The 16,431-nt window shown below is 66.5% G+C and carries 11 protein-coding genes; 1 reads left to right on the top strand and 10 read right to left on the bottom strand.

The genetic code is table 11. The features are described from left to right. Positions 1-727 precede the first annotated feature (727 nt). Positions 728-1,726: a trypsin-like serine peptidase gene (locus tag BLS42_RS17360; protein WP_090583412.1), complete on the bottom strand. Its 999-nt coding sequence runs from the start codon at positions 1,724-1,726 to the stop codon at positions 728-730. 243 nt (positions 1,727-1,969) lie between these two features. Here BLS42_RS17360 and BLS42_RS17355 point away from each other — a divergent pair, with 243 nt between their 5' ends. After that, positions 1,970-4,192, top strand: coding sequence for an NADP-dependent isocitrate dehydrogenase (locus BLS42_RS17355; protein ID WP_090583410.1), 2,223 nt, complete (start codon positions 1,970-1,972; stop codon positions 4,190-4,192). A 129-nt stretch (positions 4,193-4,321) separates the two neighbouring features. Here BLS42_RS17355 and BLS42_RS17350 read toward each other — a convergent pair whose 3' ends face one another. The 9 genes from BLS42_RS17350 to mmsA all read right to left on the bottom strand — a co-directional run bounded on the left by BLS42_RS17350 (position 4,322) and on the right by mmsA (position 16,373). After that, positions 4,322-4,906 (bottom strand): SRPBCC family protein, encoded by a 585-nt coding sequence (locus tag BLS42_RS17350; protein WP_090583502.1) that lies wholly within the window; start codon positions 4,904-4,906, stop codon positions 4,322-4,324. 135 nt (positions 4,907-5,041) lie between these two features. Next, positions 5,042-5,578, bottom strand: a complete 537-nt coding sequence (locus BLS42_RS20335) for a mucin-associated surface protein (RefSeq protein ID WP_256336537.1) — start codon at positions 5,576-5,578, stop codon at positions 5,042-5,044. Next, complete coding sequence (locus tag BLS42_RS17340) at positions 5,575-6,804, bottom strand: serine/threonine-protein kinase (RefSeq protein ID WP_176803510.1); 1,230 nt, start codon at positions 6,802-6,804, stop codon at positions 5,575-5,577. Before BLS42_RS17340 ends, BLS42_RS20335 begins: the two co-directional genes overlap by 4 nt. A gap of 1,867 nt (positions 6,805-8,671) precedes the next feature. Then, the gene (locus tag BLS42_RS17330) at positions 8,672-9,742 is read right to left on the bottom strand and encodes a Gfo/Idh/MocA family protein (protein ID WP_090583404.1); all 1,071 of its coding nucleotides are present in this window, start codon (positions 9,740-9,742) and stop codon (positions 8,672-8,674) included. 187 nt (positions 9,743-9,929) lie between these two features. Next, on the bottom strand, positions 9,930-10,637 hold the full coding sequence (locus BLS42_RS17325; protein WP_090583401.1) for an ABC transporter ATP-binding protein: 708 nt from the start codon (positions 10,635-10,637) through the stop codon (positions 9,930-9,932). Positions 10,638-10,639: 2 nt separating this feature from the next. Further along, the gene (locus BLS42_RS17320) at positions 10,640-12,073 is read right to left on the bottom strand and encodes an ABC transporter permease (protein ID WP_090583399.1); all 1,434 of its coding nucleotides are present in this window, start codon (positions 12,071-12,073) and stop codon (positions 10,640-10,642) included. Positions 12,074-12,324: 251 nt separating this feature from the next. Beyond that, on the bottom strand, positions 12,325-13,428 hold the full coding sequence (locus BLS42_RS17315; RefSeq protein WP_090583398.1) for a substrate-binding domain-containing protein: 1,104 nt from the start codon (positions 13,426-13,428) through the stop codon (positions 12,325-12,327). A 65-nt stretch (positions 13,429-13,493) separates the two neighbouring features. Continuing rightward, complete coding sequence (mmsB, locus tag BLS42_RS17310; RefSeq protein ID WP_090583396.1) at positions 13,494-14,762, bottom strand: multiple monosaccharide ABC transporter permease; 1,269 nt, start codon at positions 14,760-14,762, stop codon at positions 13,494-13,496. A gap of 54 nt (positions 14,763-14,816) precedes the next feature. Further along, positions 14,817-16,373, bottom strand: coding sequence for a multiple monosaccharide ABC transporter ATP-binding protein (mmsA, locus tag BLS42_RS17305; protein ID WP_090583394.1), 1,557 nt, complete (start codon positions 16,371-16,373; stop codon positions 14,817-14,819). Positions 16,374-16,431: the final 58 nt, after the last annotated feature.

Below are 16,431 nucleotides of genomic sequence, written 5' to 3'. Positions count from 1 at the left end.
GCACAAAGAATGGACATGCCCTCCTTTATCCGGAGGACATGTCCATTTTTTGTGCCAAAGAGTGGGCTGGCGCCGGGTCCGCGGGACATGCTCATTCTTTCCGCGGGACATGCTCATTGTTGGCGGCAAGGAGTGGGCATATGGGGGATATGTCCAGGCCTCGGGGTATGGGGTGGGCATGTCCCGTGAGCTCGGACGTTGGCAGGGCCGGCCCGTGGGACATGCTCATGCTTTGCGCAACGTCGGGGACCAGACCGGGGCCATGCTCATTCTTGCCTCGGCACATGCTCATTGTTCGGGGCAAGGAGTGGGCATATGGGGGATATGTCCAGGCCTTGAGGTGCGGGGAGGGCATGTCCCGTGAGCTCAAATCCTGGCAGGTCCAGGCCGGGGGAGATGCTCATGCCAGCGCGGGGCCACCGCGTCCTCCCCGCTGCTGAAGAGGGGCCGCAAGTGACCCCGCGCTGGGGTAACAAGGCTGGGGAAACAAGGCTGGGGGTAAACAAGGTTGGGGTAACAAGGCTGGGAAAACAAGGCTGGGGGTAAACAAGGCTGTGAGAAACAAAGCTTGGGTAATGAAGATCTGGACAAACAGTGCCGGGTTTCAAAGCTGTAGTGCCCGCGCTTGGGGTAACAAGGCAGGGCATCCACGCCCCGGGGCATCCACGCACCCGGGTGCACAAGCCCCGGGCACGGGCCCCGCGTGAACGGGGCCCGTGCCCTCAGGCTAGGAAGCGGCCGCGGTGGTGTAGGCCTGCTGGATGACTGTTCCCCAGTACGGGCCGTACATCTTGGTGGACTTGGTGCCGTAGCCATAGCTGTTGATGGAGTTCTGGTAGCCGGAAGCGCTGGTGCCGATGAACCAGGGACCGCCCGAGGAACCGCCGGTCATGTTGCAGGAGATCCCCTGGGTGTTGAACTGCGGGTTGTAGGGATCGTTGGCGGCGGTGCCGGAGCAGCTCTTGAGGGATTCGCCGTTGAACGGTGACGCGGCGGGGTAGCCGAATGACTTGTAGCTCAGGCCGCGGGCGGCGTTGAACTGCAGCCCGGAGCCGCCGACGACGTCGGTCAGGTACTGGCCGTTGAGCGTGGACATGACGGCGAAGCCGGTGTCGTAGGTCATGTCGCCCGAGGAGCTCCACTGGGTGGGGGCGTAGAGGGCCTTGGCCGTCCACATGCCGTAGGGGGCCGCGCCGTTGAGGTACGCCGGGACGAACGTGAACTTGGTGGCGAAGGCGCCCGGGCCCTCATTCACGCAGTGCCCCGCCGTGGTGACGGTGCTCTTGTTGGTGGAGGAGACCGAGTTGCCGGAGCAGACGTAGTTGGTCCCGCCGAGGGTGAAGAAGACCTTGCCGATGTGCGGGACGGGGGTCTCGCTCGCATTGGCCTTGGTCTGGAGCGACTGGGATTGCAGCTTCGGAGCCGCCGCCTCGATCGTGCTCGGGGCGGCACCCTCCAGCAGTGCCGCCGCGGGCTTCGAGGACTTATTGCGCTTCATGGCCTTGTCGGCCAGGACGTCGCCGGGGACCGCGTTGCGCATGCGTTCCGGGGTCCAGTAAGCGGCCGTCCCGGTTTCGGTGACGGTGTGGCTTGCGACATCGGAGGCGAAATCCGGTGCCTTGGCCGGTGCGGGGGTGGCGGTGGCCGCCCCCGCGGCACTCAGGGCCAGCAGAGCGGCGGCCGACAGGGTCAGCAGGCTGGTGGCCAGAGTCTTGGGTGTTCTCATGGTGTCCTAACCGGTGGAAATGCGGGTCGGCCGCTGGGGGCGGCCGCTGGATGGAACGAAACTACGGCAAGTTGACTAACCTGTAAAGCATCTTGTCAATTCTTGTTATGTCGTATTGGGTGTCACTCATCTGTCCGCGCACGACGCCGGTAGGCGCCAACGGGGGCACCTCGGGTAAGTTAGGGGTGTTGAGATAACACAAGATTCCGGAAATACCCAGACCTTCAGGGAGACGCCCGAGCAATGGCAAAGATTATCTATACCCACACCGACGAAGCGCCGATGCTGGCTACCTATTCGTTCTTGCCGATCATTGAGGCGTTCGCCTCGACGGCCGGTGTGGAAGTGGAGACCCGCGACATCTCGCTGGCCGGCCGCATCATCGCCGCGTTCGGCGACTACCTCACCGAAGAGCAGCGCGTCAGCGACGCCCTGGCCGAGCTTGGTGCCCTTGCCAAGACGCCCGAAGCCAACATCATCAAGCTGCCCAACATCAGCGCCTCCGTGCCCCAGCTGAAGGCCGCAGTCGCCGAACTCCAGGGCCACGGCTACGCGCTGCCGGACTACCCGGACAACCCCTCCTCGGATGAGGAAACGGACATCCGGTCCCGCTACGACAAGATCAAGGGCTCCGCCGTGAACCCGGTCCTGCGCGAAGGCAACTCGGACCGCCGTGCCCCGCTCTCGGTCAAGAACTACGCCCGCCAGAACCCGCACAGCATGGGCGCGTGGACTCCGGAGTCCAAGACCAACGTGGCCCACATGGAGGCCGACGACTTCCGGTCGAACGAGAAGTCAGTGGTGATCGACGCGGACACCAACATCAAGATCCAGCTCGTCAAGGAAGACGGCACGGTCAAGGTCCTCAAGCGTGCCTTCCCGGTCCTGGCCGGCGAGGTCATCGACGGCACCGTGATGCGCGCCGCGGCCCTGGATGCGTTCCTCGCAGCCCAGGTTGCCCGGGCCAAGGAGGAGGGCGTGCTGTTCTCCGCCCACCTGAAGGCCACCATGATGAAGGTTTCTGACCCCATCATCTTCGGCCACGTCGTCAAGGCCTACTTCGCTGACCTCTTTGCCACCTACGGCGAGCAGATCGCCGCCGCCGGCCTGAGCCCCAACAACGGCCTGGCCTCCATCCTCAACGGCCTTGAGGACCTCCCGGAGGAGATCCGCGGCGACGTTCAGGCAGCCATCGAAAAGGGCCTCAACGACGGCCCCGAACTCGCCATGGTCGACTCCGACAAGGGCATCACCAACCTGCACGTGCCCTCCGACGTGATCGTCGACGCCTCGATGCCGGCCATGATCCGCAGCTCGGGCCACATGTGGGGCCGCGACGGCCAGGAAGCCGACACTCTCGCCGTCCTCCCGGACAGCAGCTACGCCGGCATCTACCAGGTTGTCATTGACGACTGCCGCGCCCACGGCGCCTTCGATCCCACCACCATGGGCACCGTCCCGAACGTCGGCCTCATGGCCCAGGCAGCGGAGGAATACGGCAGCCACGACAAGACGTTCGAGATCCAGTCAGCGGGCACCGTCCAGATCGTCGACGACGCCGGCACCGTGCTGATCGAGCACCAGGTCGCCCCGGGCGACATCTGGCGCGCCTGCCAGACCAAGGACGTGCCGATCCGTGACTGGGTCAAGCTTGCCGTCACCCGTGCCCGCGCCTCCGCCACGCCCGCCGTCTTCTGGCTGGACAAGGGCCGCGCACACGACGCCCGGATGATCGCCAAGGTGGAGGAATACCTCAAGGACCACGACACCGAGGGCCTGGAGATCGCCATCATGTCCCCGGACGAGGCCACCGCCTTCACGGTCGAACGCCTCCGCAAGGGCGAGGACACGATCTCGGTGACCGGCAACGTGCTCCGCGACTACCTCACCGACCTCTTCCCGATCCTGGAACTGGGCACCAGCGCCAAGATGCTCTCCGTGGTGCCGCTGATCAACGGTGGCGGCCTCTTCGAGACCGGCGCCGGCGGATCCGCCCCGAAGCACGTCCAGCAGCTGCTCAAGGAAAACCACTTGCGCTGGGACAGCCTGGGCGAATTCCTCGCGCTGGCCGTCAGCTTCGAACACCTCGCCACCAGCACCGGCAACGCCCGCGCCCAGGTTCTGGCCGACACCCTGGACCGCGCCACCGGCACGTTCCTGCTGGAGGACAAGTCCCCGAAGCGTAAGGCCGGCGAGCTGGACAACCGTGGCAGCCACTTCTACCTGGCCAAGTTCTGGGCCCAGGAACTGGCCCGCCAAAACGACGACGCCGAGCTCGCCGCAGCCTTCGCCGCCGTTTCCGACGCACTGAACTCCAACGAGGACACCATCACCGGCGAACTCCTGGCCGTGCAGGGCTCCCCGGTGGACATCGGCGGGTACTACCGGCCGGACGAGGCCAAGGCCTCAGCGGTCATGCGCCCCTCGGCGAAGTTCAGCGAAGTGCTGGCGACGCTGACCAAGTAGTCCCCGCTGCAGCGCTCCGGCAGCGCTCAGCAGGTCGCCACGCAAAACGCCCCGTCTCCCGTAAGGGAGGCGGGGCGTTGTGCTGCCAGTCCAAAGGCGCAAACCGGCCGGGTCAGTGTGATCGCCCTGTCAGCGCTGCTGGTCTTGGCCGAAGGGCGGTTCGGGGGCAAGGTCCGGATCGGCGTCCACGCGCTGGAAGGCAGGCTCCGCGCCGTAGCCCACTTCCTCCTGGAGCGGCACGGCGGTGGTGGCGCCCGGCGCGATTCCGTCCACGCGTCCGCGCCATCCGCCCGTCTCGGCGCCGCGCTCTTCGATAAACTGCTTGAATTTCTTCAGGTCGGCAGCAACCTGACGGGAATCAAGGCCGATGGCCGCGCCGATCTTTTCCGCAGCCGAGTCCGGCTCCCAGGTCAGCTCGACGTTAACCTTCGTTTTGGCCTCGCCGAGGTCCTCGAACCAGACGGTGCCGGTGTTCCGTGGTTCATCAAGGCTTTCCCACGACACCCGCTGGTCCGGTTCCTGCGTGGTGATCCGCGCGTCGTACTCACGCCGGACGCCACCGATGCTGGTCTTGAAATGGACAGTGGTGTCGTCCAGCTGACTAACCGATTCCACGCCGCTCATGAAGAGCGGAAATTCCTCGAATTGCGTCCACTGGTTGTAGGCCTGGCTTAGCGGAACGTTGACTTCGATGGATTCCTGAACAGTTGCCATGCAGGCGTCACTCCTTCGATTGGCGGACAGCAGTCCGCGGTTCTTGTCGTTGACCGGCATAAAGCCGTTCCTCCACGCTAGCGGGCTTCTGCCGAAATGGTAAGCAGCCTGACGATGGCGACGGCACGCGGCGCCTCAGCCCTTGCCCTTCCCCTTCGACTTGCCCTTGCCAGCCGGAGCAGGAGCAGGAGCTGGAGCAGGAGCCGGCGCCGGGGCGACGGCGGCCGGGGCGGCCGGGGCGGCCCGGGCGGCAGCCGCTGCCTGGGCGGCCGCCTGAGCCGTGGCAGCTTGTTTAGTCGATGCTGTTTCCGCCGCCTTTCGGGCTGCCTCCGCCGCCTGCTGCGCGACAAGATCCGCCCGGACGGCGTCAATCGATGCCTTGATGCTCTGGTGGCGTCTGAAAGACACCTCGCCGCTCGCGGCGGCGGCATCCAGGCGGATCAGCAGCTCGTCTAGGTGCTTCAGGGAACCGGCGGGGTCGTTGGCGGCTACAGCCTGGCTGACAGCCAGGACTTGGGTTTGCAGTTGCCTAGCCGCGCTATGGCCCAGCTCGGGGGCAGGGGAGCCGCAGCCGGCCAGTGCCCCGGCCACCAGCACTCCCGCGAGGAGAGCTGCGGGCATCCGGTACCCCGAACCGCTGCGGTCCTGCCCGCCTGTTCGCGAACGGCTCATGGTTCCACGCCCTTCTGCAGATCCTTCAGATGATCGCCGAGTTGCCCCGTGACGGTGGGGTAGGGGACGACGTCGGGTGCCGTGGGGGCAGACAGGGTGACCGCGATCGTTGCCCCGCCTGCAAGGACTGCCAGCGCGGCGAGCAGCAGGGCCACGCGGGTGCGGAGCCGGGCCCGGAGGAACCAGTCGACTCCGCGCGAATGCGAGGGACGGCGGCGCGGCCGGGGCGGCAGAGCATCCGGGTCCAGCCAGTTCAGGGGGCGTGTCCCCGCTGCCGCTGCCCCAGCGGCTTCGGGCCGGGGCCGGCGGGGCCGCCTTGCCGGCGGGGCTGGGAGTACCCGGGTGGGGTCCGCTTTGACGGGCCCCGGCAGGGACCCGGGGGAAACGAGGGCAGTCCGGAAGGCTGCCTCGAGTTCGGCGGCCGAGGGGCGGTCCAACGGGTCGAGGACTGTCATGGCCTGGATAAGACGGGCCCACTCGTCGGGCACGGCGTCTGGAATGACGGGCGCCCGGTGCAGGCGTGCCACGGCGGATTCGACGGCGCTGCCCGGGTATTCCACTTCGCCCTTGAGGCATTCGAGCAGGACCAGGCCCAAAGAGTAAATGTCACTCGCCGGTCCGAGATCGGCGCCGCGGGCCTGTTCCGGACTGAGATAGGCGGCGGTTCCCACCATGGTTCCCGTGGCTGTAAGCCGGGTCCCGTCGATGATTCGGGCGATGCCGAAGTCTGTGAGCTTGGGCCGAAGCGGCTCACCCGGCCGGACCGGCACCAAGAGGATATTGGCGGGCTTGATGTCCCGATGGACGATGCCGAGTCCATGAACATAGGCGAGGGCGTCGGCGATCCCGGCGCCGACCACGGCCAACTCGTCCAGCGGCATGGGGCTGTGGCGGATCCGGGTCCGCAGATCCTGGCCGTCCACGAGCTCCATGGTCAGGAAGGGCCGGGGCTCGTCGGGAATCCGGGTGTCCGTCCCGGCATCGAAAAGCGTCACCAGGCTTGGGTGGTTCAGGGTCGCCAGCAGCTGGATCTCCGCTTCCTGGCGGCGAAGCTCGTCAGGATCGGCCGATTGAGGTGCGAAGAGTTTCAGGGCAACGTCCCGGCCAAGGTTCAGGTCCTTGGCAGTGTAGACCGACGCCATGCCGCCCCGGCCAATCACTTCCCCCAGCTGATAGCGGCCGCCCAAGGGCTCCGCCGCGACGCTGTTGGGCGAACTGTCCACAATCTCCCCATACCTTTCCGTGTGCGCACCGGCGGCGCTCCTAAAGAATGATAAGGGTAATTAGTATTTTTCTTCTGTTCGGTGCGGCAGATCTGTTCAGTGCGAGATCAGTTCAGTGCGGCAGACGCGCCGGTCCCGGCATTTGAAACGCGTTGCCTGGCCGGTCGCTCATCCGCAGGCGCCCTTCCGCCGGAGCCAGAGTATGCCGTTGGGTCCCCCAGCGGACCCAACGACCTCGCTCCGGCGGTTACAGGACGTCGACGGGAGCGTTGGCATGCGTTACGGCGGGCGGGGTCTGCACCCGGGGCGCGGCTGCTGACCGGAGCGCTCCGGCAGCATGGACGGTGGCGGCGCTGACGGGGTCGGGCCGGCGGTAATTGGGGTGCCGGAAACTCGGCGGTGGACGGTCGGGTCCATGGGGATTCTCCTGGGTGACTGTTAACGGGCGGCCAAAGCAGCCCGACGGGCCGTGCTCTGTGGAGGCAGAGACGGCCCGACTAGTCAGGAGAAGAACCGGGATCAGCGCAAACGGCTGCGTACTCGTGCTGGAGCGGACCGCCGATGGGGTCGGCCCCGATTGTGGGTGGGTAGGAGAACAGGCCGGGCATCCACGCAGCCGTTCCGGCAGGCCCGTTGGCGGAGTTCCCGTTGCCGGACCCCGAGCCGGGCGCAGGCGGGAGTGCCTCTGGCACGGGCAAGCCCGTGCCGCCGTGCCACGGGTTCGGACTTGGGTTGCCGCGCGGAACCGGCAGCTCACCAGCCCCGGCAGGGGCTTCGGCCCGAGGGGCGGCGCCAGATACGACAGATGCCGCCGCCGCACGAGGTTCACCCATCAGCAAGGGGGCATAGGAAACCAGGGCAACCGGGAAACGGCAGGTCTCGAGGGGACGGGCCGCATCGGGACCAGTGGAAGTGGGCGCCGGCTGTTGCTGTGCAGTTGCTTTGGCGGTGCCTGCTTTTGCGGTACCCGCGGTGGGAGTGCCGGCCGGATCGGGAACCGGAGGCGTGGCGTCTACAACCGGCGGAACAATGACGGGATCCGGAGCCGCGGGGTCAACAACCGGAGGAACGACGACCGGAGGAACAACAACCGGTGGGTCAACAACCGGAGGAACAACGACCGGTGGGTCAACAACCGGTGGGACAACGACCGGTGGGTCAACGACCGGTGGGACAACAACCGGTGGGTCCACGACCGGTGGAACCACAACCGGTGGGACAACGCCGGGGTCCGGGACGACAGGATCCACACCGGGCGGGCCGGGGTCCACCACGGGAGGGGTGACAGCCGGGCCAGGGATCGCCGGGTCTACTGCCGCCGGAGTCGGGTCGGGTGCCTCGGGCCCCGTAGCCGCGAGGTCCGTGTCCGCCTGCGCGGGCTCGTCAGCGTCGGCGGGAGCAACGTCAGCGACATCTGGTCTCGGGCCGGGAACGGCCCCGGCGGACCAGGTGCCCGCCGGGGCCGGAGCGATGTCCACGGAGACCAGGCCGTCGTGGGAGGGAGAAGGGAGGTCGTCGGCGTCCGTGCAGTCGGCGGCCGCCGCTCTCTCGCCGGCGTCGTCGGCCGTCCCGGAGAATGTGCACGCGTCATCCGCCTGTGCGGCGGTGGCGGAGAGGGTCAGCCATGCGGCACCGGCGACGGCGGCCAAAAGCACGTGGCGCAAGGGGCGCATGGGGCGTACGCGGCGCAGGGTGCGGCCCGCGCGGGAGGACGCTGCTGCTGGATCCATGCGCGCACCCCCGCTCCCGGAAGACTGGACGATTGCCTACAGGGTAAGTCGGCCCTAGCGGGGGAGTCCAGAGCGAAGCCGAAACTGTAGGCATACCGAGACCCTCGGAATGCGCCGGGTCCGGTGCCCGCGGGACGTGGTCAGTGGGCGTCGTTCGGGTAGGTCACCCCGAGTTGCGCGCGCACACCGTCGAAGAGCCGCATGGTGTTCAGGGAGTCCTCCAGCGGCATGACCGGGCTCTCGGTGAGTCCGTGCTGGATGCACCGCGTGACCTCGCGCAGTTCGTAGGTGTAGCCCCGCCCGACCACCGCGAACTGCTCGGTCCGGGGATCGTCGAAGCCGATCCTGACCAGCAGTTCCTTGGGATTGTTGATGGAGCCCGACGTCTGGAGGAAGCCCTTGCTGCCGGCGACGGTGGCTGTGCGGGGCCCGTGCGCCAGCAGCGAGGAGGTCAGCTGGGCCTGCGCGCCGTGGTGGTAGCCGAGCGTCAAGGCGTTCTGGGCGTCCACGCCGTCGTCATTGAGCCAGCCGGTGGCGCTGACAGTCTGCGGGAACCCCAGGGTGCCAAGCGCCCAGAGCAGCGGGTAGACCGTCAGGTCCAGCAGGGCGCCGCCGCCGTCCTTGGGCGCCCAGAGCCGGGAGGCAGGTGAATACGGCGCCGGGAAACCGAGATCGGCGCCCACCCATTTGACCGCGCCGATTTCGCCCGAGGCAGCGATCTCAAACGCCCGCTGCATGCTGGGCAGGAACCGGCTCCACAACGCCTCCATCAGAAACAGGCCGTTTGCCCGGGCCGCTGCAATCAGCTCGGCGGCTTCCCGGGCATTGACGGTGAGGGCCTTCTCGCACAGCACATGCTTGCCGGCATTGAGGGCGGCAAGGGCGATCTCGTGGTGGTGCGCGTGTGGCGTGGCGACGTAGACGACGTCGACGCCGTCGTCGGCGAGCAGACGGGCATAACCGCTCATGCCGTCCCGGTCACCGTAGGCGCGGGCAAAGCCGTAGTCGGCCGCGAACGCGTCGGCCGCCGCCTGGGTGCGGGAGCTGACGGCGTACAGTTCCGCATCCGCCAGGAGTTCAAGGTCGCGAGTGACTGCAGCGGCGATCCCGCCGGTGGCGATGATTCCCCAGCGCAGCCTGGCGCCGGTGGCTGTGCGGGGATCCTGGTCCGGCTGGCTGAACAGCCACGGCTTCGCGATGAGGTCAGACATGGTGCCATCCTCTCACCCGCGGGCGGGCCGCGGTGTTGACGGCCCCGGCACGCGGGAGGTTTGGCAGGCGCGGGGTTCGACGCCGGAGCTGCGGGCGGGCCCCCAAGGCCCGCCCGCCGCCCCAACGCCGCAGCCCCCACGCCGCCGCCCCGACGCCGGAGCACGGCGCCGCGGCGCCGGCCGGACCTCAGCCGGTTACGGCCGCCGTCGCCCGGTTCCGGGCCGGCTCCTCCGTGAGCCGGCCCTGCTGGAGCCGGAAGCGCCGGTCCGTCTTGTTGGCCAGGGCGCGGTCGTGGGTGACCACGAGGATGGTGGTGTTGTGGTCCCGGCTGAGCGTGCTGAGCAGCTCGATGATGTGTTCCCCCGTCTGCTCGTCCAGGTTGCCGGTGGGTTCATCGGCCAGGATCAGCTTGGGTTCGTTCGCCAACGCCCGCGCAATCGCCACCCGCTGCTGCTCGCCGCCGGAGAGCCGGTTGATGCGCCGCACGTGCTTGTCCGGATCGAGCTGGACCTGCTCGAGCAGTTGCCGGGCCCGCTCTGCCCGGGCGGCCTTGCGCACGCCGGCGAACTCCATCGGCAGCATCACGTTGTCCACGGCCGAGAGATTCGGGATCAGGGCGAACTGCTGGAACACGAATCCGATGTCCCGGCGCCGGTACTTGGTCAGCTTCCCGTCCGGCATACTGGCCAGGCTCACGCCGTTGACCACCACATCGCCGCTGGTGGGCTTGTCCAGCGCACCGAGCAAGGAGAGCAGGGTGCTCTTGCCGCTGCCGCTCTTGCCAACGATCGAAGCCAGCGTGCCCTGTTCGAGCTCGAAGCTGACGTCGTTGACCGGCTTGATGTTCCGGTCGCCGGACTTGAACGTGCGGACCAGGTTCTTGACTTCGATCATGGCTATTCTCCTCGGAGGACTTCGATGGGACGGATGCGTGCGGTGAGCAGGGCCGGGACGAGGGCACCGATGATGGCCACGCCGAAGACCGCGGCGATGCCCGCGGCAATGACGCCGGGGGAGGCGCTCGCCGTCACGGAGGTCAGAAGCTGGCTGGCCCCGCCGAGCGGGCCGCCCTGACCGCCGGGGAAGCCGCCGCCCGGAAAGCCGCCAGTGCCGCCGCGCTGGCCGGTCGCCGTCGTCGAGCTGCTTGAGCTGATGAGGGCGCTCGCGATGCCGCCGCTGGCAAAGGAGGCGACGGCGGCGCCCACCACGCTGCCCAGGGCCACCAGTACCAGGGCCTCCAGCACAAACTGCAGGCCGATGGTGCGGTTTGGGGCGCCGATGGCCTTCAGTACGCCGATCTCGCGGCGGCGTTCGCGGACCAGCATGACCATGATCAGGAGGATGATCAGGCCGGCGGTGCCAAGCGCCGCGACAAAGGCGATGAAGGAAATATTCTTGACGCTGTCCAGCGAGCTGACGGCGGTCTGAAGGTTCCGCTGGCCCTGGGTGACGTCGGCCTTGCCGGAGCCGAGCGCCGCCTGCAGGGCAGCCTTGGCGGCGTCGACGTTTTCCATGCTGTTGACCGTGACGATCATGGTGGAGAGTTCGCCCGGCAGCGCGGCGAGGGTCTGGGCGGTCGGCAGCGTCACGTAGAGGGCGTTGTTGCCGAAGGCGGTGCCGGCGTCGAACAGACCCTTGACTGTGAAGGTCTGGTCCTGGATGGTGAACTTCGAGCCGACGTTGAGGCCGTTCTTCTCGGCCAGCGTGGTGCCCAGCAGGGCACCGGTGGACGCGGCGGTGTAGTTGCCCAGGCCGGTGCCCTGCGTCAACTGCAGGCCCTTGCCGGTGGAGTCCACCTCGGCGCCGATGCCCGTTGCGGTGATGGGCAGCGAGAACGCCGGCGCGGCTGCAGTTGTGCTGCCGGTGGTGCCGGTCCCGGAGGTGCCAGAGGCGGCCTGGTTACGGTTGCCGAGCGTGCCGGCGTCGACGGCGGCCTTAAGGCTCGTGGTGACGGAGGTGGCCGACTGCCCGCCGGGGCCGCCCTGGCCTGTCCGTCCGGACGCAGCCCCGGCCGCAATTTCAGCGGCGTTGCGCAGGCGCAGTGCCTTGGTGCCGACCACGCTGCTGACGTTGGGGACGGCCGCCGCTGTGGCCGCCTGTGCCGAGGTTAGCGGCTCGCCGCCGCCTTCGAAACCCTGGCCGCCGGCCGGGTTCACAGTCAGTACGGTGCCCACCGAGGCGTTAAGTTCCGCAACCTTGCCGGTGACGGCCTGGTTGGCCACGAGCATGGCCAGGGCAAGCCCGATGGCTACGGCCAGCACGGCCACCACAGCGGCGGTCCTGACCTTGTTTCGAAAGGCGTTGCCTACACTCCGGGCAAGAACGCTCACGGTACTCCTAGGTATCTTTTGCCGGACCCGATGTCCGGCGCTGGTCCCCACAGTGGTACGGGCCGCTGTGCGAACCTCGCTGTGAAGCTATGTCTCCGCTGTGAGGCGGCTCGCCACAAGTAGGGTCACCGCCAGCGCCACCGCCAAAGTGAGAGCCAAGCCGTCACAGCCCACGCAAAAGCCCCGGCCCTCCCTTGCGGGGGAGCCGGGGCTCTTGCGTGGCGCGCGACTGTCGCGTGCCTAGACGGGTACTACTGCTTGGTGATCGGTCCGAGTACCGGATCGTTGACGTAGGCCGTGTGGACGTTGTCCTTGGTCACGATGACCGGCTTCAGCAGGTACGCGGGAACAACCTTGTTTCCGTTGTTGTAGGACTTGTCGTCGTTGATCTCCGGCTTCTTGCCTGCCTGGACGTCGTTGACCATGGTGATCGAGTGGTCAACGAGCGCATTGGTGTCCTTGTTGATGGTGGAGTACTGCTCGCCCGCCATGATGGACTTGACCGACTCAACCTCGGAGTCCTGGCCCGTGACAATCGGGATCGGCTTGCCGGCGGCCTTGACAGAGGTGAGGATCGCGCGGGCCAGGGTGTCGTTCGGGGACAGCACGCCGTCAAGCGGGGCGCTGCCGTAGGTTCCGGCGAGCAGGGTGTCCATGCGCTTCTGGGCGTTCTCTGCCTTCCAGCCCTGGGTAACGGCCTGTTCGAAGCTCTTCTGGCCCGAGAGGACCTTCAGGGTGCCGTCGTCGATCTTCGGCTTCAGCACGCTCATGGCGCCGTCGAAGAAGACCTTCGCGTTGGCGTCGTCAGGGGAACCTGCGAAGAGCTCGATGTTGTATGGGCCTGCCGGCTTCTTGCCCTTCATGCCGTCCAGCAGCGCCTGGCCCTGGAGTTCACCGACCTTGAAGTTGTCGTAGGCCACGTAGTAGTCCACGTCCGGGGTGTTCAGGAGCAGACGGTCGTAGGCGATGATCGTGGCGCCGGCGTCCTTGGCCTGCTTCAGCTGAGTGCCCAGCTGCGCACCGTCGATGGCACCGACGATGATGAGCTTGTCCCCCTTGGTGATCATGGCACTAATCTGGTTCTGCTGATCCGAAACGCCGCCATTGGCGAACTGCACATCCGGCTTGTAGCCGGCCTTGGTGAGGCCGTCGTTGAACAGCTGCTCCGCGAGGACCCAGTTTTCCGAGGTCTTCTGGGGCAGCGCGACGCCGATCGAGGAGCCCTTCGGGAATGCTTCGCCTCCGGAGCTCGAACCGCCGGTAGTCCCGGTGTCGGAACGGCCGCAGGCCGTCAGCGCCAGTGCCGCAATAGCAGCGATCGCTGCTGCCTTTCCTGCTTTACCAATCATTCGCATTGCTTGGTTCACTTTCTTTTGATGGTGTGCGGAGAAATCGGGGAATCGTGGACCAGGGGAGCCGCTCAGGCACCCTTGGAGATGACGTCTGTGGTTTGGGTGGTCTCGTCGGCCTTGATCTCGTTACTGCGGCTGAAGTTCTTCATCAGCATCCCGACGACGGACCTCTTGCCCTGGGTCTTGTTGTAGACGTCGAACGCGACGGCGATCAGGAGCACCAGGCCCTTGATGATCTGGGTGAGGTCGGCGCCGACGCCGAGCAACTGCAGGCCGTTGTTCAGGACGGCCATGACCAGGCCACCGATGATCGAGCCGATCACGGTGCCCACGCCGCCGGTGACCGCGGCGCCGCCAATGAACACGGCGGCGATGGCGTCCAGTTCCCAGCCGACGCCGTCGAACGGGCCCGAGGCGGTGGAGCGGCCGACGAAGATCATGCCGGCGAGGCCGGCCATGAAGGACATGTTCATCATGACCAGGAAGTTGATCTTCTTGGACTGGACACCGGAGAGCTCGGCGGCGTGCCGGTTGCCGCCGACGGCGTAGATGTGGCGGCCGATGACGGTCTTGGAGGAGATGAAGCCGTACACAAGGACCAGGACGGCCAGGATCAGGCCCGGCACGGGGAAGGAGGTGCCCGGCCGGCCGGTGGCGAAGAGGTAGGTCGCATAGAGGATGGCGCCGGAGATCAGCACCAGTTTGAGGACCATGACCCACGCTTCGGGGACCTCAGCGCCGAGCTTCTTGGCGTTGCGGCGGGAGCGGATCTCGCTGAAGATCACGAACGCGACGCCGAGCAGGCCAATCAGCATGGTGGGGTTGTTGTAGCCGGTATTCGGTCCAAACTCGGGCAGGTAGCCGGAGCCGATGTACTGGAAATCCGTGGGGACCGGGATGGTGTTCGACTTGCCGACCAACTGGTTGGCGCCGCGGAAGATCAGCATGCCGGCCAGCGTCACGATGAACGCTGGAATGCCGACGTAGGCCACCCAGAATCCCTGCCAGGCTCCGATTAGGACGCCCAGCCCCAGCCCCATCAGGACGCCGATGTACCAGGGCAGTCCCCAGTCGCGGATGAAGAGGGACACGCAGACGCCCACGAAGGCGGCGACGGAACCGACGGAGAGGTCGATGTGCCCGGCGATGATGACCAGAACCATGCCGATGGCGAGGATCAGGATGTAGGAGTTGCCGTTGAAGAGGTTGATGACGTTGCCCGACGTGAGCGTGCGGCCCTCCGTAAAAATCTCGAAGAACAAGATCAACGCAACCAGGGCGAAGATCATGCCGAATTGGCGGGTATTGCCGCCAAAGAGCTTCTTGAGCGCGTTCATTGTTTCAGTCCTTGTGTCCGGGGTGTTCGGATTGTTCTGGTTGGTCCCAAAGGGTCAGGCGGATTTGCGGGCGGACGTCATGAGTTTCATGAGGCTTTCCTGGCTGGCTTGGTCTTTGTCCAGGACGCCGGTGATGGCGCCCTCGAAGATCGTGTAGATGCGGTCCGAGAGGCCCAGCAGCTCGGGCAGCTCCGAGGAAATGACGATCACGGCCTTGCCCTCGTTGGCCAGCTTCTGGATGATGCCGTAGATCTCGTACTTGGCCCCAACGTCGATCCCGCGGGTGGGTTCGTCCAGGATCAGCACGTCCGGGTCGGTGAACATCCACTTCGCCAGCACGACCTTCTGCTGGTTGCCGCCGGAGAGCTTCGCGACGCCTTCCTCCACGGAGGGCGTCTTGGTCCGCAGCACCTTCCGATATTCCTCCGCGACGGCGTATTCCTTGTTCTCGTCCACCACGAAGTTCTTGCTGATCTTGCGCAGGTTGGCCGAGACCGTGGTGGCCTTGATGTCGTCGAGAAGGTTCAGCCCCAGGGACTTGCGGTCCTCCGTGACGTAGCCCAGCCCGGCGTCGATCGCCTGACGGACGCTTTTGAGCTGCAGCTCCTTGCCGTCTTTGTAGACATGGCCCGAGATGAAGCGGCCGTAGGAGCGCCCGAACACGGACCGGGCCAGCTCGGTGCGTCCGGCCCCCATCAGGCCCGCGAACCCGACGATCTCGCCCCGGCGGACGAAGAAGCTGGAGTTCTTGCAGACCAGGCGGTCCTGGATCTGCGGGTGCCCGACGTTCCAGTTCTTCACCTCGAAGAGGACCTCGCCGATCTTCGGCTCGTGGTCCGGGAACCGGGATTCCAGCGTCCGGCCCACCATGCCCTTGATGATGCGGTCCTCGTCGACGCCGTCGGCCTTGATGTTCAGGGTCTCGATCGACTTGCCGTCGCGGATGATCGTGATCTCATCCGCGATCTGCTCGATCTCGTTGAGCTTGTGGGAAATGATGATCGAGGTGATGCCGCGGCCCTTCAGGCCCAGCATGAGGTCCAGTAGGTGCTGGGAATCGGACTCGTTCAGCGCCGCCGTGGGCTCGTCCAGGATCAGGAGCTTCACCGACTTGTTCAGGGCCTTGGCGATCTCGACGAGCTGTTGCTTGCCGACGCCAATCTCCTTGATCGGGGTGTCCGGGTCCTCGCGCAGCCCCACCCGGGCCAGCAGTTCGGTGGACCGCAGCCGGGCCTCGGCCCAGTCGATCACGCCGCGCTTGGTGGGCTCGTTGCCGAGGAAGATGTTCTCCATGATCGACAGTTCGGGGATGAGCGCGAGTTCCTGGTGGATGATCACGATCCCGGCGTGCTCGCTGGCCCGGATGTCCTTGAACTCCTGGACCTCGTTCTGATACACGATGTCGCCGGTGTAGGTGCCGAAGGGGTACACACCCGAGAGCACCTTCATCAGGGTCGATTTCCCGGCGCCGTTCTCACCGCAGATGGCGTGGATCTCGCCGGCCTTCACCCGCAGGCTCACATCGGCCAAAGCTTTAACGCCTGGGAATTCCTTGGTGATGGAGCGCATCTCGAGGATTAGCGGATCACTGTGCGTGTTGAGGGACGTCATCTGCCCTTACGCCTCCAATGCATGACTTCGTTGTCCGCCCCTGCAAACCGCAGGGCCG

It is taken from the genome of Arthrobacter sp. ov407 (assembly GCF_900102895.1).
Lineage (GTDB): Bacteria > Actinomycetota > Actinomycetes > Actinomycetales > Micrococcaceae > Arthrobacter.
The sequence above is the reverse complement of the archived record's forward strand: the minus strand, read 5'-3'. Positions and strand labels throughout refer to the sequence as shown.